Source organism: Streptomyces sp. NPDC037054, from assembly GCF_055606745.1.
Window position 1 is genome coordinate 130713 of the sequence record NZ_JBVJSJ010000010.1, and the last position, 24566, is coordinate 155278.

23 protein-coding genes and 1 tRNA gene are annotated in these 24566 nt (G+C 71.4%); 20 read left to right on the top strand and 4 right to left on the bottom strand.

All coding sequences use genetic code 11. From position 1 onward, the window contains the following. The first annotated feature begins 104 nt into the window (after nt 1-104). The 3 genes from ACZ7D7_RS23855 to ACZ7D7_RS23865 all read left to right on the top strand — a co-directional run bounded on the left by ACZ7D7_RS23855 (nt 105) and on the right by ACZ7D7_RS23865 (nt 3456). Entirely contained in the window at nt 105-2840 is a 2736-nt protein-coding gene (locus ACZ7D7_RS23855) for an exo-rhamnogalacturonan lyase family protein (protein WP_470826815.1), read from the top strand. A gap of 35 nt (nt 2841-2875) precedes the next feature. Continuing rightward, on the top strand, nt 2876-3322 hold the full coding sequence (locus ACZ7D7_RS23860) for an SRPBCC family protein (RefSeq protein WP_470826816.1): 447 nt from the start codon (nt 2876-2878) through the stop codon (nt 3320-3322). A gap of 62 nt (nt 3323-3384) precedes the next feature. Then, nucleotides 3385-3456, top strand: a tRNA-Val gene (locus ACZ7D7_RS23865). 131 nt (nt 3457-3587) lie between these two features. On the opposite strand, the gene ACZ7D7_RS23870 is transcribed toward ACZ7D7_RS23865, so the two are convergent. Beyond that, entirely contained in the window at nt 3588-4313 is a 726-nt protein-coding gene (locus tag ACZ7D7_RS23870; RefSeq protein ID WP_470826998.1) for an exonuclease domain-containing protein, read from the bottom strand. Nucleotides 4314-4491: 178 nt separating this feature from the next. Here ACZ7D7_RS23870 and ACZ7D7_RS23875 point away from each other — a divergent pair, with 178 nt between their 5' ends. The 3 genes from ACZ7D7_RS23875 (at nt 4492) to thrS (ending at nt 8497) form a co-directional block, all read left to right on the top strand. Next, on the top strand, nt 4492-5058 hold the full coding sequence (locus tag ACZ7D7_RS23875; RefSeq protein WP_470826817.1) for a DUF4365 domain-containing protein: 567 nt from the start codon (nt 4492-4494) through the stop codon (nt 5056-5058). 101 nt (nt 5059-5159) lie between these two features. Next, nucleotides 5160-6395 (top strand): hypothetical protein, encoded by a 1236-nt coding sequence (locus ACZ7D7_RS23880; protein ID WP_470826819.1) that lies wholly within the window; start codon nt 5160-5162, stop codon nt 6393-6395. A 125-nt stretch (nt 6396-6520) separates the two neighbouring features. After that, nucleotides 6521-8497 (top strand): threonine--tRNA ligase, encoded by a 1977-nt coding sequence (gene thrS, locus ACZ7D7_RS23885; RefSeq protein WP_470826820.1) that lies wholly within the window; start codon nt 6521-6523, stop codon nt 8495-8497. A gap of 114 nt (nt 8498-8611) precedes the next feature. Here the strand turns inward: thrS and ACZ7D7_RS23890 are convergent, their stop codons facing one another. Beyond that, nucleotides 8612-9217 carry a TetR/AcrR family transcriptional regulator gene (locus tag ACZ7D7_RS23890; RefSeq protein ID WP_470826821.1) on the bottom strand — a complete coding sequence of 202 codons (606 nt, stop codon included), beginning with the start codon at nt 9215-9217 and terminating at the stop codon, nt 8612-8614. Between the two features lie 92 nt (nt 9218-9309). Here ACZ7D7_RS23890 and ACZ7D7_RS23895 point away from each other — a divergent pair, with 92 nt between their 5' ends. The 3 genes from ACZ7D7_RS23895 to ACZ7D7_RS23905 all read left to right on the top strand — a co-directional run bounded on the left by ACZ7D7_RS23895 (nt 9310) and on the right by ACZ7D7_RS23905 (nt 10875). Further along, a complete protein-coding gene (locus ACZ7D7_RS23895; RefSeq protein ID WP_470826822.1) occupies nt 9310-9723 on the top strand; it encodes a nuclear transport factor 2 family protein in 414 nt (137 codons plus the stop codon). A 5-nt stretch (nt 9724-9728) separates the two neighbouring features. Further along, nucleotides 9729-10217 (top strand): anthrone oxygenase family protein, encoded by a 489-nt coding sequence (locus ACZ7D7_RS23900; protein ID WP_470826823.1) that lies wholly within the window; start codon nt 9729-9731, stop codon nt 10215-10217. Nucleotides 10218-10326: 109 nt separating this feature from the next. Then, the gene (locus tag ACZ7D7_RS23905) at nt 10327-10875 is read left to right on the top strand and encodes an HIT family protein (protein WP_470826824.1); all 549 of its coding nucleotides are present in this window, start codon (nt 10327-10329) and stop codon (nt 10873-10875) included. Nucleotides 10876-11010: 135 nt separating this feature from the next. Here the strand turns inward: ACZ7D7_RS23905 and ACZ7D7_RS23910 are convergent, their stop codons facing one another. Next, on the bottom strand, nt 11011-12666 hold the full coding sequence (locus tag ACZ7D7_RS23910; RefSeq protein WP_470826826.1) for a hypothetical protein: 1656 nt from the start codon (nt 12664-12666) through the stop codon (nt 11011-11013). 189 nt (nt 12667-12855) lie between these two features. Then, a complete protein-coding gene (locus tag ACZ7D7_RS23915; RefSeq protein ID WP_470826827.1) occupies nt 12856-15054 on the bottom strand; it encodes an elongation factor G-like protein EF-G2 in 2199 nt (732 codons plus the stop codon). A 236-nt stretch (nt 15055-15290) separates the two neighbouring features. Between ACZ7D7_RS23915 and pgsA the strand changes: the two genes are divergently transcribed. From pgsA to yajC, 11 genes are all read left to right on the top strand, one after another. Further along, complete coding sequence (gene pgsA, locus ACZ7D7_RS23920) at nt 15291-16070, top strand: phosphatidylinositol phosphate synthase (protein WP_470826999.1); 780 nt, start codon at nt 15291-15293, stop codon at nt 16068-16070. After that, nucleotides 16067-16996 carry a phosphatidylinositol mannoside acyltransferase gene (locus ACZ7D7_RS23925; protein ID WP_470826829.1) on the top strand — a complete coding sequence of 310 codons (930 nt, stop codon included), beginning with the start codon at nt 16067-16069 and terminating at the stop codon, nt 16994-16996. The genes pgsA and ACZ7D7_RS23925 overlap by 4 nt, the downstream gene beginning before the upstream one ends. After that, nucleotides 16993-18156: a glycosyltransferase family 4 protein gene (locus ACZ7D7_RS23930; RefSeq protein WP_470826830.1), complete on the top strand. Its 1164-nt coding sequence runs from the start codon at nt 16993-16995 to the stop codon at nt 18154-18156. Before ACZ7D7_RS23925 ends, ACZ7D7_RS23930 begins: the two co-directional genes overlap by 4 nt. A 155-nt stretch (nt 18157-18311) precedes the next feature. Next, the gene (locus ACZ7D7_RS23935) at nt 18312-18854 is read left to right on the top strand and encodes a LemA family protein (RefSeq protein ID WP_470826831.1); all 543 of its coding nucleotides are present in this window, start codon (nt 18312-18314) and stop codon (nt 18852-18854) included. Between the two features lie 113 nt (nt 18855-18967). Then, nucleotides 18968-19873 (top strand): pyridoxal 5'-phosphate synthase lyase subunit PdxS, encoded by a 906-nt coding sequence (gene pdxS, locus ACZ7D7_RS23940; protein ID WP_470826832.1) that lies wholly within the window; start codon nt 18968-18970, stop codon nt 19871-19873. Between the two features lie 5 nt (nt 19874-19878). Continuing rightward, a complete protein-coding gene (gene pdxT, locus ACZ7D7_RS23945) occupies nt 19879-20490 on the top strand; it encodes a pyridoxal 5'-phosphate synthase glutaminase subunit PdxT (RefSeq protein WP_470826833.1) in 612 nt (203 codons plus the stop codon). 48 nt (nt 20491-20538) lie between these two features. Beyond that, nucleotides 20539-21291 carry a YebC/PmpR family DNA-binding transcriptional regulator gene (locus ACZ7D7_RS23950; RefSeq protein WP_451598251.1) on the top strand — a complete coding sequence of 251 codons (753 nt, stop codon included), beginning with the start codon at nt 20539-20541 and terminating at the stop codon, nt 21289-21291. Nucleotides 21292-21419: 128 nt separating this feature from the next. Further along, a complete protein-coding gene (gene ruvC, locus ACZ7D7_RS23955; protein WP_470826835.1) occupies nt 21420-21959 on the top strand; it encodes a crossover junction endodeoxyribonuclease RuvC in 540 nt (179 codons plus the stop codon). After that, nucleotides 21956-22561, top strand: coding sequence for a Holliday junction branch migration protein RuvA (ruvA, locus tag ACZ7D7_RS23960; RefSeq protein ID WP_470826837.1), 606 nt, complete (start codon nt 21956-21958; stop codon nt 22559-22561). The genes ruvC and ruvA overlap by 4 nt, the downstream gene beginning before the upstream one ends. Nucleotides 22562-22740: 179 nt before the next feature. Further along, on the top strand, nt 22741-23811 hold the full coding sequence (ruvB, locus tag ACZ7D7_RS23965; RefSeq protein WP_470827000.1) for a Holliday junction branch migration DNA helicase RuvB: 1071 nt from the start codon (nt 22741-22743) through the stop codon (nt 23809-23811). Between the two features lie 166 nt (nt 23812-23977). Then, nucleotides 23978-24475 carry a preprotein translocase subunit YajC gene (gene yajC, locus ACZ7D7_RS23970; RefSeq protein ID WP_470826839.1) on the top strand — a complete coding sequence of 166 codons (498 nt, stop codon included), beginning with the start codon at nt 23978-23980 and terminating at the stop codon, nt 24473-24475. Nucleotides 24476-24566: the final 91 nt, after the last annotated feature.

Consider the following 24566-nt stretch of genomic DNA (forward strand, 5'->3'; position numbering starts at 1 on the left):
CAGGGCCGGCGCCCGCGGGCGCCGCGCCTCTATCTGTCATGCCCCTGACCATCCGTTTCTGCTCGGACAGGATCCCGCACGGACAAGGAAAGGCTGCGTCACCCATGTCTCCCATTCCCCGCAGATCCCTGCTCAAGGCCGCCGCGGTCGCCGGCGCCGCCGCTCAGTTCAGCTGGGCCCTCGGCCACCAGGACGCGCAGGCCGCGCCCGCCGCCGCACCGGCCGGCGCCGAACCGGTCACCCTGGACTGGCTGGAGGACGGCGGCCTCGGCGCCGCCCCCGGCTCCACCGTCGGCGTGCCCTGGCCCCGGGGCGCCCACCAGGAGGACCAGACCTTCGCGGTGACCGACGCCGACGGCAACTCCGTACCCGTGCAGTCCTGGCCGCTCGCCCACTGGCCCGACGGCTCCCTCAAGTGGACCGCCCACGCCGTCAGTTCCGGCTCCGGCAAGCTCACCCTCGCCGCCGGCGAGGCCGCCGCGCCCGCCAAGAAGGTCACCGTCGACAAGAGCGGCGGCACGATCGCCGTCTCGACCGGCGTCATCACCGCGAAGATCGGCACGTCCGGCGCCACGATCGTCAAGTCCGTGACCCGCGGCTCCACCGAGATCGCCAGGAACGGCCGGCTCGTGCTGCTGCGCCAGCCCGAGTTCGAGGACGGCGACCAGACCACCGTGAAGACCGAGCGCTTCGACGGCGTCATCTCCGACGTCGCCGTCGAGCAGGAGGGCCCGGTCCGCGCCGTCGTCCGCGTCGACGGCAAGCACCGCAAGGGCGACCGAAGCTGGATCCCCTTCTCCATCCGTCTGTACTTCTACGCCGGCGCCGACTCCTTCCGGATGGTGCACACCATCACCTTCGACGGCTCCCAGGAGCCCGGCAAGGCGAGCGGCGACTTCATCCGCGGCCTCGGCGTCCGCTTCAGCGTTCCCCTGCGCGACCAGTCCTACGACCGCCACATCCGCATGGGCGGCGAGGGCACCGGCCTGCTCCGCGAGGCCGTCAAGGGCATCACCGGACTGCGCCGCGACCCGGGCGCCGCCGTGCAGGCCGCCCAGTACGAGGGCAAGAAGCTGCCCGACCCGTCCACCTGGGACCAGCGCGTCACCACCCGCCTCCAGTACATCCCCGAGTGGGGCGACTACACCCTCTCCCAGCTCTCCGCCGACGGCTTCTGTCTGCGCAAGCGCACCAAGAAGGGCTACGGCTGGATCCCCGCGGGCGGCGGCCGGCGCGCCTCCGGCTTCGGCTACGTCGGCGGCGTCAGCGGCGGACTCTCCTTCGGCCTGCGGGACTTCTGGGAGAAGTTCCCCGCCCAGCTCGACATCCGCGACGCCCACACCGACGAGGCCGAGGTCACCCTCTGGCTCTGGTCGCCCGAGGCGCAGCCCATGGACCTGCGCTTCTACCACGACGGCATGGGCCAGGACACCTTCCCCGAACAGATCGAAGGCCTCAACATCACCTACGAGGACTACGAGCCCGGATTCGGCACCCCGTACGGCATCGCCCGCACCTCCGAACTCCTCTTCTGGGCCAACGAGTCCACGCCCGGCGCCGACACCCTCGCCGCACAGGTCGAGGCCGTCCGCGTCCTGCCACAGCTCGCCGCCCCGCCCAAGCAGCTGATCAAGGCCGGCGTCTTCGGCAAGGGCCTGTTCGCCGAACCCGACCGCTCCACCCCGGCCAAGGCGAAGATCGAGGACCACCTCGACTTCCTCTTCACCTACTACAAGGACCAGGTGGAGATGCGCCGTTGGTACGGCTTCTGGGACTACGGCGACATCATGCACACCTACGACACCCACCGGCACCAGTGGCGCTACGACATCGGCGGCTACGCCTGGGACAACTCCGAACTCTCGCCCGACCTGTGGCTCTGGTACGCGTACCTCAGAAGCGGACGCGCCGACATCTTCCGCTTCGCCGAGGCCATGACCCGCCACACCGGCGAGGTCGACGTCTACCACATCGGCGAATGGGCCGGCCTCGGCACCCGGCACGGCGTGCAGCACTTCGCCGACAGCGCCAAGCAGCAGCGCATCGCCAACACCACCTACCGCCGCTACTACTACTTCCTCACCGCGGACGAACGTGTCGGCGACCTCATGCACGCCAACGTCGACTCCGACGAGACGTTCCTCGCCCTCGACCCGCTGCGCAAGATCCGCACCGAGCCGTACACGCCCGACCGGCACGCCCTGTCGATCGGCTTCGGCACCGACTGGAGCGGCCTGGTCTCGGCGTGGCTCACCGAGTGGGAGCGCAAGGGCCCCAAGTGGGAGAAGGCCAAGGCCCGGGTGCTCTCCACCATGGAGACCATCGCCGCCCAGCCCAACGGCTTCGTGCAGGGCAGCGGCCTGTACGACCTGGACACCGGCAGGTTCGCCGTCGCCGACACCCCGAAGGTCGAGGTCTCCCACCTGTCGGCCGTCTTCGGCCTCGGCGAACTGTGCGCCGAACTCATCGACCTCGTCGACATGCCGAAGTTCAAGGAGGCGTACCTGGACTACTGCCGCTACTACAACGCCACCAAGGCCGAACAGGCCGCCCGCTACGGCAAGAACTTCGGCTCGATCATCCTCTTCCAGGGCCACTCGCGCCTCGACGCCTATGCCGCCGTCCAGACCGGCGACGGCAAGCTCGCCGCCCGGGCCTGGGACAAGTTCTACAACTCCGACGGCTACAAGGAGTCCGCGCCCTGGAAGACCGAGAAGCTCAGCGGCCCCGCCACCCTCGTGCCGGGCAGCGAGGCCACCTGGGTGTCCACCAACGACACCGCGCTCTACGGCCTCGCCGCCATCGAGAACCTCGCGCTGCTCGGTGACCGGATGCCGTAGCGCACCGATCGCGGCCGGGCGGGCACACTCCGGGCATGGACTGGAACCACTACCGCTTCCGCAGCACGTGGGCCCTGCCCGCGCCCGCCCCGGCCGTGTACCGCGCCCTGGAACGGATCGAGGACTACCCCCGCTGGTGGCCCCAGGTCCGTGAGGTCCGCCGCACCGACGCCACCAGCGGCATCCTGCGGATCCGCTCCCTCCTCCCGTACGACCTGACCACGGCCCTGCGGGAGGAGCGGCGCGACGCGGCGGCCGGGATCCTCCAGGTCTCCATCGGCGGCGACATGGACGGCTGGGCACGCTGGACGCTGATCCCCGACGGACGCGGCACCCTCGTCCGCTACGACCAGGAGGTCGACGTCCGCAAACCCCTGCTGCGCCGGCTCGCCGTACCCGGACGCCCCTTCTTCCGCGCCAACCACCGGATGATGATGCGGTCGGGACGGCGCGGCCTCGCCGCGTACCTGGCGGAGGACTGACGACGCCGCCCGAAGCGGTTTGAAGGAAGCCCTCCCACCCCTGTATTGTTCAGTGCGTTCCCGGGCGATTAGCTCAGCGGAAGAGCGCTTCGTTCACACCGAAGAGGTCACTGGTTCGAACCCAGTATCGCCCACGATCGCGAGAGCGACGTGTGTCCGCGTAAGGCGCGGACCGCGTCGCTCTCGCGTGTTTTGCGCGGCTGCGCCGCGCGGGTGGGGGCTCCGCCACCCACACCCCCGCGCTGCCGTGGTCGGCGTTGAGAGATCAGGCCGCCGCCGGCAGGCTCGGGCGCAGTGGCCACGCCGGGTCCACCGCCGCCTCCGTGCCGCTGCGGGCGAACCACGCCTGAAGGCCCCGCGCCTGTGCCGCGTGCCACAGCGCCTGGAGCGTGTGCAGCTCGGCCGGGGACAGCCGCTCGAGCCGCTCCGCGAACCGCCGCCCCACCGCCCGCACCACGTCCAGCGACGCCAGCGCGTCCGCACCGGCGTCGTGCGCGCCCTCCAGCGGAACGTCGTAGTGCGCGCACAGGTCCGTCAGCGTACGGCGGCCCTTGCGGTAGCGGTCCAGATGCCGGTCCAGCACCAGCGGATCCAGCACCCGCAGCGGCGTCGCCTCGAACCACCGGCTCAGCGACGACGCCCGGTGCCGGCGCAACTCCCGGTCCAGCAGCGTCAGATCGAACGGTGCGTTCATCACCACCAGCGGCCGTCCCGCCGACGCCTGCTCGGCCAGTGTCTCCGCCACCTCGTACATCACCGGCGCGGGCCAGCGGCCGTTGCGCTGCAGATGTTCCTCCGTCAGCCCGTGCACCGCCGTCGCAGACGCGGGCACCGGCACACCCGGGTTCACCAGCCAGCGGTACACCCGCGGCCGCATGCCCGGCGCGTCCTGGACGACGACCGCCGCCGACACAATGCGGTCGGTCTCGACGTCCACGCCCGTGGTCTCCGTGTCGAACGCGGCCAGGGGCCCCTCGAACCAGCACGCCATACTCAACCAACCCCTCGATCACCCTCGGCAGTTGGCGCGCCGTCCGCTCCGCCCGCTGCCCGTTTCGGTGATACCCGGGCTGTTTGCGCACTACGCCGGAAGGAGACAACAGGAGTACGGGTCCCCGCAGTTCAGCGACCCGCAGCGGGGAATCACCTGTTCTGGAAGGCTGTTGGTCATGGCCATCGCGCAGCCCGAACGGGGCGGGCTGCTGCCCGAGCGCACGGCACCCACCCGGGGCTCACTCGCCACCACCGCCTGCATGGAGACCTTGCAGGTCGGCTATCTGCACGCCGTCGCGGCCGCCGCCGGCTGCTCACTGTCCCAGCCGTTCCCGGACAACGGCATCGACTGGCACGTCAGCCACAGCGCGCCCGGACACACCGTCGATGACGAGGTCACCATCAAGGTGCAGCTCAAGGCGACCTACCAGCTCCCGCCGAACCCGCCCGGCCGGACCTTCGCCTTCACGCTCGACAACGACCACCTGGCCAAGCTCGCCCGCACCCCGGTCTCCGTGCACAAGATCCTCGTCGTGATGATCGTGCCGCGCTCCCGGGACCAGTGGCTGCGCGCCGGACACGACCGCCTCGACCTCAGGCACTGCTGCTACTGGACCAACCTGGCCGGCCACCCCGTCACGGGTCGCCGCCGCACCACCGTGCGGATACCGACCTCACGCGTCTTCGACGACCGCGCGCTCTGCGAGATCATGACGCGCGTCGGGACGGGCGGAAAACCATGAGGACGGCGAGGAACCGTGACGACGGCGGCGGCGAGGAAACCGTGAGGACGCCCGAGAAACCATGAGGACGCCCGAGAAACCGTGAGGACGGGAGGGACCCCATGACGCACCGCCCGACCGAGGAGCCCCCGCGCCCCGCCCGGCCGCACCCCGCCGGCCCCACCTGGCACGGCCGCGTCCCCGACCCCGGCGACGTCGACCCCGCCGTGCTCGCCGCCCTGCTCGGGCGGCACGGCTGGCAGCGCCACGGCGGCGCCGGCGGACGCTACGGCCGCTGGACCCCGCCCGGCCCCGGCGCCGGCGCCGGCGGCACCAGCCTCCTCGTGCCCGAGAGCCGCGCCTTCCCCGACAGCGACGACCTGCTCGGCGAGGCCCTCCACGCCCTCACCCGCAGCGGCACCCCCTCCGCCCGCGAGGTCCTGCTCGCCCTGACCGTGCCCAGCGACGAGGTCCACTGGTGGCGCGACGTCCCGGACGGACCCGCCGGCGCCGCCCCCTGGACCGTCGAGGAACAGCTGCGCACCGCCGCCCGCCGCATGCTCCTCGCCGCCGCCCTCGCCACCCGCGCGCGAGCCGGCTACCACGGCGCGCGGCACCGGCGGCCCGCCACCGCGGCCCTCGGCGACGTCCTCGTCGGCTCCGCGACCGGCGGCCGCAGCCTCACCGCCTTCCTGCCCGTCGCCACCGGCCGCCCCCTCGCCGTACGCCTCCACCAGGCGCTGTACGCCGCCCGCGAGGCCGTGGACTACCGGCGCGCCACCGGCGGCATGGACGCCTTCGACGCGGCCGTCGAGACCGGCGTCAGCCACGAACTCACCGACGCCCTCGTCGCCCTCGTCAAGGGCAGTGAGGGCGCCCGCGTCGCCGTCGCCTGGGCCCCCGCCGCCGGCGTCCCCGACGGCTGCGCCCCCGGCGCCGAGCCCGTCGAGTTCTCGCCCGGCGACCTGCCCGTGCTGCGCGAGGCCGGCGCCCGCTACCTGCGCGCCGAGCCGTCGGTGCCCGTGCGGCTGACGGGCGCCGTCGTACGGATGCGCAGGTCCGGGCCGCGCGGCCCCGGCACCGTACGGCTGCGGGTGCTCGCCGGGGCCGACGTCGCGCACGTGCGGATGACGCTGGACGAGGAGGCGTACCGCATCGCCGGACACGCGCACCTCGTCGGACTGCCGGTGCGCGTGCAGGGGCGGCTGGAGAGCCGGGACGGGTTCCGGCGGCTCACCGGGGCCGACGCGGTCGTGCCCGTGCAGGTCGACGACGCCGAGCGGGACCGGCTGATGAAGTCGCTCCAGGAGGACCTGGACTTCTTCGAAGGCGCCTGCGGAGGGGACATCGGCGACTGATCCGGGCGCCGCGGGGCTCAGGGAGCGGGGACCGATTTCGCGGAGGGCCGCCCCGGGTCGGTACGATCCGGTCATGCGCGCGCTCCCGGTATGGCGCCGCATTCCCCTTCAGTCAGGAGAGACCGGTGTCAGACGTCCGTGTGATCATCCAACGCGATTCCGAGCGGGAAGAGCGCGTGGTGACGACGGGCACTACGGCCGCCGACCTCTTCGCCGGCGAGCGCTCGATCATCGCCGCGCGCGTGTCCGGCGAGCTCAAGGACCTGTCGTACGCCCTGTCCGAGGGCGACGAGGTCGAGGGCGTCGAGATCTCCTCCGAGGACGGTCTCAACATCCTGCGCCACTCCACCGCGCACGTCATGGCCCAGGCCGTGCAGGAGCTCTTCCCCGAGGCCAAGCTGGGCATCGGCCCGCCCGTCAAGGACGGCTTCTACTACGACTTCGACGTCGAGAAGCCGTTCACGCCCGAGGATCTCAAGGCCATCGAGAAGAAGATGCAGGAGATCCAGAAGCGCGGGCAGAAGTTCGCCCGCCGCGTCGTCACCGACGAGGCCGCCCGCGAGGAGCTGGCGAACGAGCCCTACAAGCTGGAGCTGATCGGCCTCAAGGGCTCCGCGTCCAGCGACGACGGCGCGGACGTCGAGGTCGGCGCCGGTGAGCTGACGATCTACGACAACCTGGACGCCAAGACCGGCGAGCTGTGCTGGAAGGACCTCTGCCGCGGTCCCCACCTGCCCTCGACCCGCCTCATCCCGGCGTTCAAGCTGATGCGCAACGCGGCCGCCTACTGGCGCGGCAGCGAGAAGAACCCCATGCTCCAGCGCATCTACGGCACCGCCTGGCCGTCCAAGGACGAGCTGAAGCAGTACCTGGAGTTCCTCGCCGAGGCCGAGAAGCGCGACCACCGCAAGCTCGGCAGCGAGCTCGACCTGTTCTCCGTCCCGGAGCAGATCGGCTCCGGCCTCGCGGTCTTCCACCCCAAGGGCGGCATCGTCCGCCGCGTCATGGAGGACTACTCGCGGCGCCGCCACGAGGAAGAGGGCTACGAGTTCGTCTACACCCCGCACGCGACGAAGGGGAAGCTCTTCGAGACCTCGGGCCACCTGGACTGGTACGCCGACGGCATGTACCCGCCCATGCAGCTCGACGAGGGCGTGGACTACTACCTCAAGCCCATGAACTGCCCGATGCACAACCTGATCTTCGACGCGCGCGGCCGCTCGTACCGCGAACTGCCGCTGCGCTTCTTCGAGTTCGGGACCGTGTACCGGTACGAGAAGTCGGGCGTCGTGCACGGTCTGACCCGCGCACGCGGCTTCACCCAGGACGACGCGCACATCTACTGCACCCGTGAGCAGATGTCCGAGGAGCTCGACAAGACGCTCACCTTCGTGTTGAACCTGCTGCGCGACTACGGCCTCACCGACTTCTACCTGGAGCTGTCCACCAAGGACCCGGAGAAGTTCGTCGGCTCCGACGAGGCCTGGGAGGAGGCGACGGAGACCCTGCGCCAGGTCGCCGAGAAGCAGGGCCTGCCGCTGGTCCCGGACCCGGGCGGCGCCGCCTTCTACGGCCCGAAGATCTCCGTCCAGGCGAAGGACGCCATCGGCCGCACCTGGCAGATGTCGACGATCCAGCTCGACTTCAACCTGCCGGAGCGCTTCGACCTGGAGTACACGGCCGCGGACGGCTCCAAGACCCGCCCGGTCATGATCCACCGCGCGCTGTTCGGCTCCATCGAGCGCTTCTTCGCGGTGCTGCTGGAGCACTACGCGGGCGCCTTCCCGGCGTGGCTCGCGCCGGTGCAGGCGATCGGCATCCCGATCGGCGACGCGCACGTGGAGTACCTGGAGAAGTTCGCCGCGGCCGCCAAGAAGAAGGGCCTGCGCGTCGAGGTCGACTCCTCCTCGGACCGCATGCAGAAGAAGATCCGCAACGCCCAGAAGCAGAAGGTGCCGTTCATGGTCATCGCGGGCGACGAGGACATGGCGAACAACGCCGTCTCCTTCCGCTACCGCGACGGATCGCAGGAGAACGGCATCCCCCTCGAAGAGGCCATCGCCAAGATCGCCAAGGTCGTGGAGGAGCGGGCACAGGTCTGAGCGACCGGCCCGAAGGCTCCCGGTGGCCGGACGACACTGTTGGCGAGACCGTGTCCGGCCGCCGCGAGCCCTTCACCCCTTGGGGGGACGAAGCCGCCCAAGGGGCCGAGTTCCTCAGCCTGACCTGAGGAGGGCGAGTGTGGCGGTCCGTAGCGATGTCGCCGCTTCTTCCACGGACATGCGGTGCGCCCTGACTTCGTCGCCCGCCGCGTGACCGAGAGCGGTGACTGCGGCCACCAGCCAGGTGGCCGGCGGCGCGGCGTCGAACTCGCCTGACGCCTGGCCCTTCTCGATCAGCCGGGTGAGCCGGGCCGCGACGGGCTCATGCCGGGCCACGTCGGCGTCGGCGCCGGCACGGGTGCTTCCGAGCTGGAGGAGCACCGGGTTGCGTTCGAACAGCCGCCAGCCGATGTCCTGAAGTCGCAGGAGCGCGTCCAGGGCGGAACCACTCTTCTCTTCCGCCTCGTCCATCGCGGCCATGGCCTGGTCCGTGATCCGGTCCGCGACAGCCTCAAGCAGCGCGTCACGGGTGCCGAAGTGGGCGTATACGGTCTGGCGGGTGACGTCGGCCGCGGCGGCGATGGCGGCCATACCGGCGTCGGGCCGCTCGGCCAGCAGCCGGACCGCGGCGTCCAGCACTGCGGCCCTGCTGCGCTCGGCGTCGGCGCGACGGCGGGGCCGAACCCGCGGGGAGTCGTCCGAGGTCTCGAAAGCAGTCAACTCTTACACCCTTGTCAGAGATGGATGTCTCGCTATATCTTACGGGCATGTAAGAGGTTGTTGCGGGGTGGCCCCGCACGCATGGCAGGAGCATGGTGAATCCTCTCCACACGAAGCCTCCCGAGCAGTTCATCGCCGACTTCTTCACGACCTTTACCGAAGCCGTGGTCCATGGCTCGGAAGACGCCTCTGACCTGATGTCCAGGTACTACACACGCGACGTCGTTCAAGTCGCCGACGGCGTACCACTCGACTGGGACCGCCTCGTCGCTCACCTCCGCCCGGTGCGCAAGAACCTGCGCGAGTTCCGGTTCGAGGTGCACGAGGCGTTCGCGGACGGGGACCGCATCGCCACCCGCTTCACGATTCACGCCCGGATGCGCAAGGGCGGACCGGTGTCCACGCGAGTCCACATGTTCGCGGAGTTCACCCCCGACGGCTTGTTGCGACGAGCCGAGCAGCTCACGCGAGCCGTCGCCCCCACCGAAACCGAGGCGCAGGAGTAATCCGCATGCTCGTCCGGCTCGTCCAGGGCCTCGCCCTGCTGTCCACAGGTGCCCTTGCCGGCGCATTCGGCTATGGAGCGGCCAACCTCGTTCCCACCTTCAACGCCGTACCGCTCGACATGAGGCTGTCCTTCCACGCCCAGTTGATGCAGATGAACGGCATCACCATGCAAGGCGCCATGGGCATGTCGGCGCTCAGCGCCCTCGCACTCGCCGTCATGATGCGTGGCGCCTCACGGCGGCTGGCCGCAGGGGCGGGGCTCCTCGCCCTGGCGTCCTTCCTGATCACCCGTCTCGGCAACGTCCCCATCAACGGCCGCATCAAGCAGTGGGCGGCCACCTCGGCGCCCGCCGATCACGCCGAAATCCTGGCCCGCTGGGAGGCGTTCAACTACGCACGCACAGGCGCCGCCTTCGCGGCCTTCGCGCTGCTGATCCTTCTCTCCCTGCGCGGTGTTGATGCCGGCCAGTCGACAGGTGACCGCCGCCCGTAGCGAGCCTGTCGTATCCCTGCGTCACGTTCAGCCCGGGATTCGCCAGCGGTGGCCACGGACCACCGGGGGCCTTTCCCTTCCCCCAGGCGGGACGCCATATGCTGCACGCATGACGAGTGAGCCGGAGCAGCAGTTGGGAGTGGGGTCGCAGGACGCGTTCCAGCGTCTGTGGACGCCCCACCGGATGGCCTACATCCAGGGCGAGAACAAGCCCACCGGCCCCGGGGCCGGCGACGGCTGCCCCTTCTGCTCCATCCCCGCCAAGTCCGACGAGGACGGCCTGATCGTCCGGCGCGGCGAGCGGGTCTACGCGGTGCTCAACCTCTACCCGTACAACGGCGGCCACCTCATGACCGTGCCGTACCGGCACGTCGCGGACTACACCGAGCTCACCGCGGAGGAGACCGCCGAGCTGGCCGAACTGACCAAGCAGGCGATGACGGCCCTGCGCACCGCGTCCGGCGCGCACGGGTTCAACATCGGCATGAACCAGGGCACCGTGGCGGGCGCCGGCATCGCGGCCCACCTGCACCAGCACATCGTCCCGCGCTGGGGCGGCGACACGAACTTCATGCCGGTCGTGGGCCACACGAAGGTCCTGCCGCAGCTCCTGGCGGACACCCGCAAGATGCTGGCGGACGCCTGGCCGAGAGCCTGACCGTCACTTGGCAGCCAAGTCCGGCACCATCAGCCCGTCCGGCGCTTGAGGACGAGGCCGTCCAGGCCGAAAAAATGGGGGTTTCTGGGGGGGGCAAGCCCCCCCCAGAAACCCCCCGCCCAACCGCCGGACGGCTCACGCGTCGTAGACGTCCGCCTTCTTCGGCGCCGCGTCCTGCACCGCCGTGCTGAGCGACGCCGACCGCGACCCGAACTTCTCGGTGTCCACGCCGTTCTCCTTCAGCACCTTGATCGCCGCCGCGTGCACCACCCGCAGCACCGGCGTGGCCGCCCGCAGCGCGTCGTCGGCCATGAAGCGGTGCCGCCACGGCTTGTCCGCCCAGGCGTGCCGCAGACCGAACGGCTCGGGCAGGCTCAGCGAGCCACCGAGCCACTTCAGCAGCGGCGGGTACCAGGTCAGCGGCGCCCGCGCCGCGAGCCGCACCACCTCGTCCGTGTCGACCAGCGGCAGCTTCACCGTCCTGGTCTCCCAGAACTTGACCGACTTCTGGACCTGCTTCTCCTTGGCCGCCGGCTTCGTCGTGAACAGCGGGTGCACCGGCCCGAGCGCGTGCCCGGTCACCTCGATCCGCAGCGTCTCGTGCAGCACGGTCACCGTGATCAGCATGGTGATCACCAACTGGCCGTCCCACAGCGTCCACTGCACACCCAGGTAGTGCCGGTCGCCCGCGCCGAACTGCTGCTTGTTGCAGATGTCCTGTATCGCGTGCGACTTGACCTGGTACGCCTCGACGTCCGTGCCCTCCGGCCGGGACACCGCCCCCGCGTTCTCCCCGACGGGCGTGACGATCCAGTGCCGGATCGACGGCTTCGGGAAGCCGCCCGTGTTGAGCGGGCCGCGCTCCAGCATGCGCAGCTGGTCGTGGATGGAGCGGATGACGTCCCAGCTGCGGAACGGGTGGATCTCGCGGCTGGGATCGGCGGGCACCAGATCCTCGGCTAGCTGCCAGCTGCCCCAGCGGGTGCCCATGCCGAGGATGCCCTTGGGGCCCGCGTAGAAGACCGAGTTGGACTGCTGTTCCGCGGCGAGCCTGGCCAGGGACTGGCGCAGGTTCTCGGCGGCCGTCTCGCTCGGGCCGGTCGGCACCGTCTCGGGCACCTTGGCGCCCACGCTGCTGCCGGACAGCAGCCCGTCCCAGCGCTCCCGCAGGTCCCGCGCCGTGTTCTCGCAGACCCGCTTGGCGAGGAACCAGCCGACCACCGGCAGGATCACCGCCGCGCGCGCGTACCAGGCCCAGAAGCCCGTGAACGGCATGCGCAGCAGGAAGATCACCGCGAGGGCGCCCATCGCGACCAGCAGGGTCGTGGCGAGCGCTCCGGCCCGCTTGTCGTCGCGCTTGGCGATGGTGGTGCGGATCTGGAAGACCAGCAGCCAGACCAGCAGGCCCGGCAGGAACAGCAGACCGCACAGCACCATGATCGCGCTGAGCTGGTTGTCGCGGTTCTTGCGGATGTGGTTCGCCGCGAGGCAGTGCTCCACGACGACCTGCGGCTCGGCGCCGAAGGACTGGATCAGCGGCTTGCGGCCGGCGCCCAGCATCCGGTCCACCACGGCGCGCGAGAACGCCTCGCCGAGGTTCGGCTTGAACAGCGCGACCTTGCCCGCGCTGACCTTGGACTCGTGCCACTCGCCGTTGGCCTTGAGTATCTCCTCGACGTCGTTGTCCCGATAGGCCGCCGAGGCCAGCGCGAAGGTCGCCGTCTGCGCCTCGTCGCCCGTACGCGGCACTTGCGGACCGAAGATGTCCGCGTAACCGCTCTCAACGGTCATTCCCGCCCCCCAGATCGACGCCGTACCTGCTTCTGCGGCCTTCCCGACTTCCCTGCCGCGCACACCTGTTGATCAGGTCATCAGCGTATCCGCAGGCGGCGACGTGCGCCGACGGACGGGGAAAGCCGCCCGGCGGCGCACGTGGAAGCACGCGGGGGAGCACGCCGGTTGCGGCGTGCCCCAGGTGAACTACCCCGCTTCGGCGGTCTGTTGCCGGAGCCGCTCAGCGACCTGTGGCGGCATCGGTTCGTGCCGCGCGTACGCCCGGCTGAACCGGGCCGTGCCGTGCGACAGGGAGCGCAGGTCGACGGCGTAGCGGCTGATCTCGATCTCGGGCACCTCGGCGCGGATCAGGGTGCGTCCGCCGGGCGTCTGCTCGGTGCCGAGGACCCGGCCGCGCCGGCCGGACAGGTCGCTCATCACGGAGCCCACGTAGTCGTCGCCGACGAGCACCGACACCTCGGCCACCGGCTCCAGCAGATGGATCCTCGCGTCGGCGGCCGCCTCCCGCAGGGCGAGCGCGCCCGCCGTCTGGAACGCGGCGTCGGAGGAGTCCACCGAGTGCGCCTTGCCGTCCAGCAACGTCACGCGCACGTCGACCAGTCGGTTGCCGGACGTCACACCCTTGAGCGCCTGCGCCCGCACGCCCTTCTCGACCGACGGGATGAACTGCCGCGGCACGGCCCCGCCGACGACCTTGTCCACGAACTCGATGCCCGAGCCGCCCGGCAGGGGCTCCACCTCGATCTCGCAGATCGCGAACTGCCCGTGCCCGCCGGACTGTTTCACGTGCCGTCCCCGCCCGGCCGACTTCGTCGCGAACGTCTCCCGGAGCGACACCCGGTGCGGTACGACGTCGACCTGGACGCCGTACCGGCTGCGCAGCCGCTCCAGCGCGACGTCCGCGTGCGCCTCGCCCAGGCACCACAGGACCACCTGGTGGGTGTCCTGGTTCTGCTCCAGCCGCATCGTCGGGTCCTCGGCGACGAGCCTGGCCAGGCCCTGCGAGAGCTTGTCCTCGTCCGGTTTGCTGTGTGCCTGGATGGCGAGCGGCAGCAGCGGGTCGGGCATCTCCCAGGGCGCCATCAGCAGTGGCTCGTCCTTCGCGGAGAGGGTGTCCCCGGTCTCGGCGCGGCTCAGCTTCGCGACGCAGGCGAGGTCGCCCGCGATCACGTGCGAGACGGGTCGTTGCTGCTTGCCGAACGGCGTGGACAGCGTGCCGATCTTCTCGTCGACGTCGTGGTCCTCGTGGCCCCGGTCGGCGAGGCCGTGCCCGGAGACGTGGACGGTCTGGTCGGCGCGCAGGGTGCCGGAGAAGACCCGCACCAGCGAGATCCGGCCGACGTACGGGTCGGAGGACGTCTTGACGACCTCGGCGACCAGGGGCGCGTCCGGATCGCACGGCTTCAGCTCGCGCGGCTCGCCGTCCGGCGTCGTCACGCGGGGCGCCTCGCCCTCCAGCGTGGTGGGGAAGCCGCGGGTGACCAGTTCCAGCAGTTCCACGGTGCCGAGCCCCTGCCGGGCGCCGTCGGCGGCGGGGGCGGCGGCCAGGACGGGGAAGAACACGCCCCGCGCCACGGCCCGCTCCAGGTCCTGGATCAGGGTGCCGACGTCGACCGGTTCACCGCCGAGGTAGCGGTCCATGAGGGTCTCGTCCTCGCTCTCCGCGATGATCCCCTCGATGAGCCGGTTGCGGGCCTCCTCGATGAGCGGCAGCTGGTCCTCGCCCGGCTCGGACTCCTTGCGCTCGCCGGTCGAGTAGTCGAACAGCTTCTGCGACAGCAGCCCGATCAGTCCGGTCACGGGCGCGTGCCCGTCCGGCGCCTGCGGACCGCGCAGCGGCAGGTAGAGCGGCAGCACCGCGTCGGGATCGTCCGCGCCGAAGGCCTCGGCGCACAAGCGCGTCATCTCCTCGAAGCCGGCGCGCGCGGACTCAAGGTGCGTGATCACGATGGCCCGCGGCATGCCGACGGCCGCGCACTCCTCCCACACCACGCGGGTGGAGCCGTCCACGCCGTCGGAGGCCGAGACGACGAAGAGGGCCGCGTCCGCCGCTCGCAGACCGGCCCTGAGTTCACCGACGAAGTCGGCGTATCCGGGGGTGTCGAGGAGATTGATCTTGATGCCGTCCCATTCGACCGGCACCAGGGACAGCTGCACCGAGCGCTGCTGACGGTGCTCGATGTCGTCGTAGTCGGAGACGGTGCCGCCGTCCTCCACGCGGCCCGCCCGGTTCACCGCCCCCGCGGTCAGCGCGAGGGCCTCCACCAGCGTGGTCTTGCCCGATCCGGAGTGGCCGACCAACACCACATTCCGTACGGACGCGGGATGGTCGGCCGCCGGGGCCCTGCCGGCGGCTCCGGGGTGTGTGTGCGCCTTGTCGCCCATAACCTTGCCTCCCGTGCACGGTGAGGTCACTGTGGGCGCGGACACGCGGACACCGCGTGCTGGGCGGCTCCTGCGACGCCCGCGGTCCTTCGAGCTTTCCACTCCCGTCACGGTGCGTCCATACGAACGACGCGATCCCGCCGCGCCCGGGGCCTTCACGCGGGGCACGTGCGCCGTTCGCGCCGGGACACGTGCGCCGGGTGCCCGGCCGTCACCGGCACGCACGCGTGGCTACGATGGGCCAGCCGGTGGCCAGCAGGGGCCCTCCGGCGACACCGACCGTCGGGAAGGCCATGCTGAACAAGTACGCGCGTGCATTCTTCACGCGTGTCCTCACACCGTTCGCCGCGTTTCTCATCCGCCGGGGCGTGAGCCCGGACACGGTCACGCTCATCGGCACCGCCGGTGTGGTCGCGGGCGCGCTGGTCTTCTACCCCCGGGGAGAGTTCTTCTGGGGCACGGTCGTGATCACGCTGTTCGTGTTCTCCGACCTGGTCGACGGCAACATGGCCCGCCAGCTGGGCCGCAACAGCCGCTGGGGCGCCTTCCTCGACTCCACCCTCGACCGGGTCGCCGACGGCGCGATCTTCGGCGGCTTCGCGCTCTGGTACGCGGGCGGCGGCGACGACAACGTCCTGTGCGCGGTGTCGATCTTCTGCCTGGCCAGTGGCCAGGTCGTGTCGTACACCAAGGCGCGCGGCGAGTCGATCGGGCTGCCGGTGGCCGTCAACGGGCTCGTGGAGCGCGCCGAGCGGCTGGTGGTCTCGCTGGTCGCGGCGGGCCTCGCGGGCTTCGACACCTTCGGTGTGCCCGGCATCCACGTGCTGCTGCCCATCGCGCTGTGGCTCGTCGCCGTCGGCAGCATGGTCACGCTGATCCAGCGCGTCGTCACGGTCCGCCGGGAGTCCGCGGAGGCCGAGGCCGCCGCCGAGGCGCAGGACAATGAAGACGACCAGCACACCGACGAGCGCGACGACCAGCACAACGCCTCCCACGGCAGCGAGGCCGCGAAATGAAGGCCCGGGACCAGCTCACGGACGCGCTGTACGGCCTCGGCTGGAGCACCGTCAAGAAGCTCCCCGAGCCGGCTGCCGTACGGCTCGGCCGCACCATCGCCGACATCGCCTGGAAGCGGCGCGGCAAGGGCGTGCTGCGCCTGGAGAGCAACCTCGCGCGCGTGGTGCCCGACGCGGGTCCCGAGCGGCTCGCCGAGCTGTCCCGCGCGGGGATGCGCTCCTACCTGCGCTACTGGATGGAGTCGTTCCGGCTGCCGGCCTGGAGCCCCGAGCGCGTCAGCACCGGCGTCGAGGTCAAGGACCTGCACCACCTGACCGACGGCCTCGCCGCCGGCAGGGGCGTGATCGTCGCCCTGCCGCACCTGGCCAACTGGGACCTCGCCGGCGCCTGGGTCACCACGCACCTGAAGATGCCCTTCACGACCGTCGCCGAACGCCTCAGGCCCGAGTCGCTCTACGACCGTTTCGTCGCCTACCGCGAGGGCCTCGGCATGGAGGTCCTGCCGCACAGCGGCGGCAGCGCCTTCGGCACCCTCGCCCGGCGGCTGCGCGACGGCGGCCTGATCTGCCTGGTCGCCGACCGGGACCTGTCCGAGTCCGGCGTGCCCGTCGAGTTCTTCGGCGACACCGCCCGCATGCCCGCCGGTCCGGCGCTGCTCGCCCAGCAGACCGGCGCGCGGCTGCTGCCGGTGACGCTCTGGTACGACGACTCGCCGGTGATGAAGGGCCGGATCCACGCCCCGGTCGACGTACCCGAGTCGGGCACCCGCGCCGAGAGGACGTCCGTCATGACACAGGCGCTGGCCGACGCCTTCGCCACGGGGATCGCCGACCATCCGGAGGACTGGCACATGCTCCAGCGCTTGTGGCTCGACGACCTCGAACCGCGCCCGGGCGACGGCGCCGCGGACGGGGAGCGCCCGTGAGGATCGGCATCGTCTGCCCGTACTCCTGGGACGTCCCGGGCGGAGTCCAGTTCCACATCCGCGACCTGGCGGAGTACTTCCTGCGGCTCGGTCACGAGGTGTCCGTCCTCGCGCCCGCCGACGACGACACCCCGCTGCCGCCGTACGTCGTGTCGGCCGGCCGCGCGGTGCCGGTGCCGTACAACGGCTCGGTGGCCCGCCTCAACTTCGGCTTCCTGTCGGCGGCCCGGGTGCGGCGCTGGCTGCACGACGGCCAGTTCGACGTCATCCACATCCACGAGCCGACGTCGCCGTCCCTGGGCCTGCTGGCCTGCTGGGCCGCGCAGGGCCCGATCGTGGCGACGTTCCACACGTCCAACCCGCGCTCCCGCGCGATGATCGCCGCGTACTCCATCCTCCAGGCCGCCCTGGAGAAGATCAGCGCGCGCATCGCCGTCAGCGAGTACGCCCGCCGCACCCTCGTCGAGCACCTCGGCGGGGACGCGGTGGTCATCCCCAACGGCGTCGACGTGGACTTCTTCGCCAAGGCCGAGCCCAAGCCCGAGTGGCAGGGCGACACGATCGGCTTCATCGGCCGCATCGACGAACCCCGCAAGGGCCTGCCCGTGCTGATGAGGGCCCTGCCGAAGATCCTCGCCGCCCGCCCGCAGGCCCGGCTCCTGGTCGCCGGCCGCGGCGACGAGGAGGAGGCGGTGGAGACCCTGCCCGCCGAGCTGCGCTCCCGCGTCGAGTTCCTCGGCATGGTCAGCGACGAGGACAAGGCCCGGCTGCTGCGCAGCGTCGACCTGTACGTGGCGCCCAACACCGGCGGCGAGAGCTTCGGCATCATCCTCGTCGAGGCCCTGTCGGCCGGCGCGCCCGTCCTCGCCGCCGACCTGGACGCCTTCGCGCAGGTCCTGGACCGGGGCGCGGCGGGGGAGCTGTTCCCGAACGAGGACGCGGACGCGCTCGCCGAGACGGCCGTACGCCTCCTGGAGGACCCGGCTCGGCGCGCGGAACTGCGCGAGCGCGGCAGCAACCACGTGCGCCGCTTCGACTGGTCGACCGTCGGCGCGGACATCCTCTCGGTGTACGAGACGGTCACGGCGGGCGCGGCGGCGGTCGCGGCGGACGACAGGACGACGAGCCTGAGGGCACGGCTGGGTCTGGCGCGCGACTAGCCGGCACGAGGCCGGGTCCCCGGGATCCGCGCGCGACTGGGCGGGACGGGGACGGGGACGGGGTCTCGCGCGGGACCGGGGCTCGCGCGCGACCGGGCGACGCCCGGTCCGACACGGGCGGCACCGGGCCGATTCGGCACAGGTAGCCTCGGCGCGTGACCGCAACTCTCATCTGGATCCTCGTCGTCCTCGTGGCCGTCGGCCTCTACCTGAGCTGGACCGCCGGGCGGCTGGACCGGCTGCACGCCCGGATCGACGCCGCCCGCGCCGCGCTCGACGCGCAGCTGCTCAGGAGGGCCTCCGTCGCCCAGGAACTGGCCACCTCCGGGGTGCTCGACCCGGCCGCGTCGATCGTCCTGTACGAGGCCGCGCACGCCGCCCGGCAGGCCGAGGAGGAACAACGGGAGGTCGCCGAGAGCGAGTTGAGCCAGGCCCTGCGCGCGGTCTTCGGGGAAGCGCCGCAGGTGGAGGCGGTGCGGGAGGCGCCCGGCGGCGAGGAGGCCGCGCGCGAGCTGACGGAGGCGGTGCGCAAGGTGCCGATGGCCCGGCGCTTCCACAACGACGCCGTGCGGGCGGCGCGCGCGCTGCGCCGGCACCGCAAGGTGCGCTGGTTCCGGCTGGCCGGACACGCGCCGTTCCCGCTGGCCTTCGAGATGGACGACGAGCCGCCCGCGGCCCTGGTGGACCGGTCCGCGTAGCCGCTCGGCGCGGAAAACGATCCACCGCCTTCCCATTGGCCCTTGCTGTGGCCTGGTCCCCTCACGTTTCCTCGATGACGCAGCATCCCTCTTTCCCATCAGTGAGGTCACCCGTGTCCAGCACCGAGAACCAGGCTCCCGAGATCGGCACCGCCCGCGTCAAGCGCGGCATGGCGGAGCAGCTCAAGGGCGGCGTGATCATGGACGTCGTCACGCCGGAACAGGCGAAGATCGCGGAGGACGCGGGCGCCGTCGCCGTCATGGCCCTGGAGCGGGTCCCGGCCGACATCCGCAAGGACGGCGGCGTGGCCCGGATGTCCGACCCGGACATGATCGAGGGCATCATCGACGCCGTCTCCATCCCGGTGATGGCCAAGTCCCGCATCGGCCACTTCGTCGAGGCCCAGGTCCTGCAGTCCCTCGGCGTGGACTACATCGACGAGTCCGAGGTCCTCACCCCGGCCGACGAGGTCAACCACTCCGACAAGTGGGCGTTCACCACCCCCTTCGTCTGCGGCGCCACCAACCTCGGTGAGGCCCTGCGCCGCATCGCCGAGGGCGCGGCCATGATCCGCTCCAAGGGCGAGGCCGGCACCGGCAACGTCGTCGAGGCCGTCCGTCACCTGCGCCAGATCAAGAACGAGATCGCCCGCCTGCGCGGCTACGACAACAACGAGCTGTACGCCGCCGCCAAGGAGCTGCGCGCCCCGTACGAGCTGGTCAAGGAGACCGCCGAGCTGGGCAAGCTCCCGGTCGTGCTGTTCTCCGCCGGTGGCGTCGCCACCCCGGCCGACGCCGCCCTGATGCGTCAGCTCGGCGCCGAGGGCGTCTTCGTCGGCTCCGGCATCTTCAAGTCCGGCGACCCGGCCAAGCGCGCCGCCGCCATCGTGAAGGCCACCACCTTCTACGACGACCCCAAGATCATCGCGGACGCGTCCCGGAACCTCGGCGAGGCCATGGTCGGCATCAACTGCGACACCCTCCCCGAGACCGAGCGCTACGCCAACCGCGGCTGGTAACACCCATGTCCCGAGGAACCCCTGTCATCGGTGTCCTGGCCCTCCAGGGCGACGTACGGGAGCACCTCGTCGCCCTGGCCGCGGCCGACGCCGTGGCCAGGCCGGTCAGGCGCCCCGAAGAACTCGCCGAGGTCGACGGGCTCGTCCTCCCCGGCGGCGAGTCGACCACCATCTCCAAACTGGCCGTCCTCTTCGGCCTGATGGAGCCCCTTCGCGCACGCGTGCGGGCCGGCATGCCGGTCTACGGCACCTGCGCCGGCATGATCATGCTCGCCGACAAGATCCTCGACCCGCGGTCGGGCCAGGAGACCATCGGCGGCATCGACATGATCGTGCGCCGCAACGCCTTCGGACGGCAGAACGAGTCCTTCGAGGCGGCCCTCGACGTCGAGGGCGTCGCGGGCGACCCCGTGGAGGGCGTCTTCATCCGCGCCCCCTGGGTCGAGTCCGTGGGCGCGGCGGCCGAGGTGCTCGCCGAGCACGACGGCCACATCGTCGCCGTCCGCCAGGGCAACGCGCTCGCCACGTCGTTCCACCCGGAACTGACCGGCGACCACCGCGTGCACGCCCTCTTCGTCGACATGGTGCGCGCGAACGCCGGAGCCGAGTCCTTGTAGGATTCCTGCGTTCGGTGCAGAGATGGGTAACGCGAAGGAGACAGGCAGATGTCCGGCCACTCTAAATGGGCCACGACGAAGCACAAGAAGGCCGTCATCGATGCCAAGCGCGGCAAGCTCTTCGCGAAGCTGATCAAGAACATCGAGGTCGCGGCGCGGATGGGCGGCGCCGACCCCGAGGGCAACCCGACGCTGTACGACGCCATCCAGAAGGCGAAGAAGTCGTCGGTCCCCAACAAGAACATCGACTCCGCGGTCAAGCGCGGCGCGGGCCTGGAGGCCGGCGGCGCCGACTACGAGACGATCATGTACGAGGGCTACGGGCCGAACGGCGTCGCGGTGCTCATCGAGTGCCTCACCGACAACCGCAACCGCGCCGCCTCCGAGGTGCGCGTCGCCATGACCCGCAACGGCGGCTCCATGGCCGACCCGGGCTCGGTGTCGTACCTGTTCAACCGCAAGGGCGTCGTCATCGTCCCCAAGGGCGAGCTGTCCGAGGACGACGTGCTCGGCGCGGTCCTGGACGCGGGCGCCGAGGAGGTCAACGACCTCGGCGAGACCTTCGAGGTCATCAGCGAGGCCACCGACCTGGTCGCGGTCCGCACCGCCCTCCAGGACGCGGGCATCGACTACGACTCCGCCGACGCCAACTTCGTCCCGACCATGCAGGTCGAACTGGACGAGGAGGGCGCCAAGAAGATCTTCAAGCTGATCGACGCGCTCGAGGACAGCGACGACGTGCAGAACGTCTTCGCCAACTTCGACGTCAGCGACGAGATCATGGAGAAGGTCGACGCGTAACGCCGCCGCGGGCCTTGAATCCGCTCAACGGGCCGACGGGACACACCCGTCGGCCCGTCGTGTTGTCGGGCGTTGTCGGTGCCACCCGATAGCCTGCACAAACAGGTGATCGAAGGGAGGGGCGTCGCGTGCGCGTACTGGGGGTCGACCCGGGGCTGACCCGCTGCGGAGTCGGGGTCGTCGAAGGCGTCGCCGGACGGCCGCTCAGCATGCTCGGCGTCGGTGTCGTGCGCACACCGGCGGACGCGGACCTCGGCCACCGCCTCGTCGCCATCGAGCAGGGCCTGGAACAGTGGCTCGACGAACACCGCCCGGAGTACGTCGCGGTGGAGCGCGTCTTCAGCCAGCACAACGTCCGTACGGTGATGGGCACCGCCCAGGCCAGCGCCGTCGCCCTGCTGTGCGCCTCCCGCCGCGGCATCCCCGTCGCCCTGCACACCCCCAGCGAGGTCAAGGCCGCCGTCACCGGCTCGGGCCGCGCCGACAAGGCCCAGGTCGGCGCCATGGTCACGCGCCTGCTGCGGCTCGCCGCGCCCCCGAAACCGGCCGACGCCGCCGACGCCCTCGCGCTCGCCATCTGCCACATCTGGCGCGCCCCCGCGCACAGCCGCCTCCAGCAGGCCGTCGCCCGGCACGCCACCCACGCAACGAAAGGCCGTACGGCATGATCGCCTTCGTCAGCGGCACCGTCGCCGCGCTCGCCCCCGACGCCGCGGTCGTGGAGGTCGGCGGCGTCGGCATGGCCGTCCAGTGCACGCCCAACACGCTGTCCACGCTCCGCGTCGGGCAGCCCGCCAGGCTCGCCACGTCCCTCGTCGTGCGGGAGGACTCCCTCACCCTGTACGGCTTCGCCGACGACGACGAGCGCCAGACGTTCGAACTGCTCCAGACCGCGAGCGGCGTCGGCCCCCGGCTGGCCCAGGCGATGCTGGCCGTGCACACCCCGGACGCCCTGCGGCGCGCGGTGTCCACCGGCGACGAGAAGGCGCTCACCGCCGTCCCCGGCATCGGCAAGAAGGGCGCTCAGAAACTCCTGCTCGAACTGAAGGACCGCCTCGGCGAACCCCTCGGCGCGCCCGCCGTCGGCGCCCCGGTCACCGCCGGCTGGCGCGACCAGCTGCACGCCGCCCTCATCGGCCTCGGCTATGCGACCCGCGAGGCCGACGAGGCGGTCGCCGCCGTCGCCCCGCAGGCCGAGGCCGCCGAGGGAACGCCCCAGGTGGGGCAGCTGCTGAAGGCGGCCCTCCAGACCCTGAACAGAACGCGCTGAGCGCCCCGGACGGGACGCGCTGAGCGACCCGCCGGGCGCCCCGACCGCATCGGCCGGAAACCGCCCTCGCGGCAATGGCCGAAAGCCGCCCAGCGGGGCGCCTGCGGACGCTCAGCCGCACGCAGCCCGACCGCACGCAGCCCTCCCACCCCACCGACCGCGACCCCGAGGCACACTCCATGAACTGGGACGACACGACCGACAGCACCGCGGCCGAGCGGCTCGTCGGCTCCGTCGCCGACCGTGAGGACCAGGCCGTCGAGGCCGCGCTGCGCCCCAAGGACCTGGGCGAGTTCATCGGCCAGGAGAAGGTCCGCGAACAGCTCGACCTCGTCCTGCGCGCCGCACGCGCGCGTGGCGCCACCGCCGACCACGTGCTGCTCTCCGGCGCCCCCGGCCTCGGCAAGACCACCCTGTCGATGATCATCGCGGCCGAGATGGGCGCCCCCATCCGCATCACCTCCGGCCCCGCCATCCAGCACGCAGGCGACCTCGCGGCGATCCTGTCCTCCCTCCAGGAGGGCGAGGTCCTCTTCCTCGACGAGATCCACCGCATGTCGCGGCCCGCCGAGGAGATGCTCTACATGGCGATGGAGGACTTCCGCGTCGACGTCATCGTCGGCAAGGGCCCCGGCGCCACCGCCATCCCGCTCGAACTGCCCCCGTTCACCCTGGTCGGCGCCACCACCCGCGCCGGACTCCTGCCGCCCCCGCTGCGCGACCGCTTCGGCTTCACGGCGCACATGGAGTTCTACGAGCCCGCCGAACTCGAGCGCGTGATCCACCGCTCCGCGAGCCTCCTCGACGTCGAGATCGACACCGCGGGCGCCGCCGAGATCGCCGGCCGCTCCCGCGGCACCCCCCGCATCGCCAACCGCCTGCTGCGCCGCGTCCGCGACTACGCCCAGGTCAAGGCCGACGGCCACATCACCCAGGACATCGCCGCTGCCGCCCTCGCGGTCTACGAGGTCGACGCCCGCGGCCTCGACCGCCTCGACCGGGCCGTGCTGGAGGCCCTGCTCAAGCTGTTCGGCGGCGGCCCCGTCGGCCTGTCGACGCTCGCGGTCGCCGTGGGGGAGGAGCGCGAGACCGTCGAGGAGGTCGCCGAGCCGTTCCTCGTACGGGAGGGGCTCCTCGCCCGCACACCGCGCGGCCGCGTGGCCACGCCCGCCGCATGGGCGCATCTCGGCCTCACGCCGCCCCGGTCGCAGAGCGGGGGAAACGGACAACAGGACCTGTTCGGGGCGTGACGGCGAGCGCATTCGCCGAGGACAGGAACCCCGGTGCCATGCTGAGCGTTGTTCCATGCGCGCGGACTCGCTTAGACTCCGCCGATGCCGCCTTTGCCGGTGGCATCACACACCCCCAACCATCAGGCCGTTCACCATCGCGGTCGCGTGAAGGAAGTTCCGACCCGTGAGTCTCCTGACCCTCCTCCCGTTCATCGTGCTCATCGGGGCCATGTTCCTGATGACCCGCTCGGCCAAGAAGAAGCAGCAGCAGGCCATCGAGATGCGGAACCAGATGCAGCCCGGTTCCGGCGTCCGCACCATCGGGGGCATGTACGCCACGGTCAAGGAGGTCAACGAGGACACGGTCCTCCTCGACGCCGGTCCCGGCGTCGAACTGCTCTTCGCGAAGAACTCGATCGGTGCCGTCCTGACCGACGACGAGTACAACCGCATCGTGCACGGCATCGAGCACGACCTGAAGTCCGACGGCGACATCGTCCCGGACGACGCCTCCTCCCTCACCGGGACCGACGAGACCTCCGCCGCCGACTCCGACGACAAGTCCGTCGACCTCGGCAAGAAGGACGAGGCCGCGGCCGACGAGCCGGCCGAGACCGCCCCCGCCGAGGCGAAGACGGACGAGGCGCCGAAGAAGACCGACGGCGACTCCGAGGCGAAGTAGTAGCGCCCCGGGGCGTGCGGGGAACGGACCCGTGCGCTCCTGGGCCTGCGCAGCTCGCACGGGGGATCCCGACACCATGTCATGGCCGCCC

Excerpts from the sequence above, each read along its gene's own strand:
- ACZ7D7_RS23855 (WP_470826815.1), top strand. The coding sequence starts at position 105 with ATGTCTCCCATTCCCCGCAGATCCCTGCTCAAGGCCGCCGCGGTCGCC.
- ACZ7D7_RS23860 (WP_470826816.1), top strand. The coding sequence starts at position 2,876 with ATGGACTGGAACCACTACCGCTTCCGCAGCACGTGGGCCCTGCCCGCG.
- ACZ7D7_RS23870 (WP_470826998.1), bottom strand. The coding sequence starts at position 4,313 with ATGGCGTGCTGGTTCGAGGGGCCCCTGGCCGCGTTCGACACGGAGACC.
- ACZ7D7_RS23875 (WP_470826817.1), top strand. The coding sequence starts at position 4,492 with ATGGCCATCGCGCAGCCCGAACGGGGCGGGCTGCTGCCCGAGCGCACG.
- ACZ7D7_RS23880 (WP_470826819.1), top strand. The coding sequence starts at position 5,160 with ATGACGCACCGCCCGACCGAGGAGCCCCCGCGCCCCGCCCGGCCGCAC.
- ACZ7D7_RS23895 (WP_470826822.1), top strand. The coding sequence starts at position 9,310 with ATGGTGAATCCTCTCCACACGAAGCCTCCCGAGCAGTTCATCGCCGAC.
- ACZ7D7_RS23900 (WP_470826823.1), top strand. The coding sequence starts at position 9,729 with ATGCTCGTCCGGCTCGTCCAGGGCCTCGCCCTGCTGTCCACAGGTGCC.
- ACZ7D7_RS23905 (WP_470826824.1), top strand. The coding sequence starts at position 10,327 with ATGACGAGTGAGCCGGAGCAGCAGTTGGGAGTGGGGTCGCAGGACGCG.
- ACZ7D7_RS23910 (WP_470826826.1), bottom strand. The coding sequence starts at position 12,666 with ATGACCGTTGAGAGCGGTTACGCGGACATCTTCGGTCCGCAAGTGCCG.
- ACZ7D7_RS23915 (WP_470826827.1), bottom strand. The coding sequence starts at position 15,054 with ATGGGCGACAAGGCGCACACACACCCCGGAGCCGCCGGCAGGGCCCCG.
- pgsA (WP_470826999.1), top strand. The coding sequence starts at position 15,291 with ATGGGCCAGCCGGTGGCCAGCAGGGGCCCTCCGGCGACACCGACCGTC.
- ACZ7D7_RS23925 (WP_470826829.1), top strand. The coding sequence starts at position 16,067 with ATGAAGGCCCGGGACCAGCTCACGGACGCGCTGTACGGCCTCGGCTGG.
- pdxT (WP_470826833.1), top strand. The coding sequence starts at position 19,879 with ATGTCCCGAGGAACCCCTGTCATCGGTGTCCTGGCCCTCCAGGGCGAC.
- ACZ7D7_RS23950 (WP_451598251.1), top strand. The coding sequence starts at position 20,539 with ATGTCCGGCCACTCTAAATGGGCCACGACGAAGCACAAGAAGGCCGTC.
- ruvA (WP_470826837.1), top strand. The coding sequence starts at position 21,956 with ATGATCGCCTTCGTCAGCGGCACCGTCGCCGCGCTCGCCCCCGACGCC.
- ruvB (WP_470827000.1), top strand. The coding sequence starts at position 22,741 with ATGAACTGGGACGACACGACCGACAGCACCGCGGCCGAGCGGCTCGTC.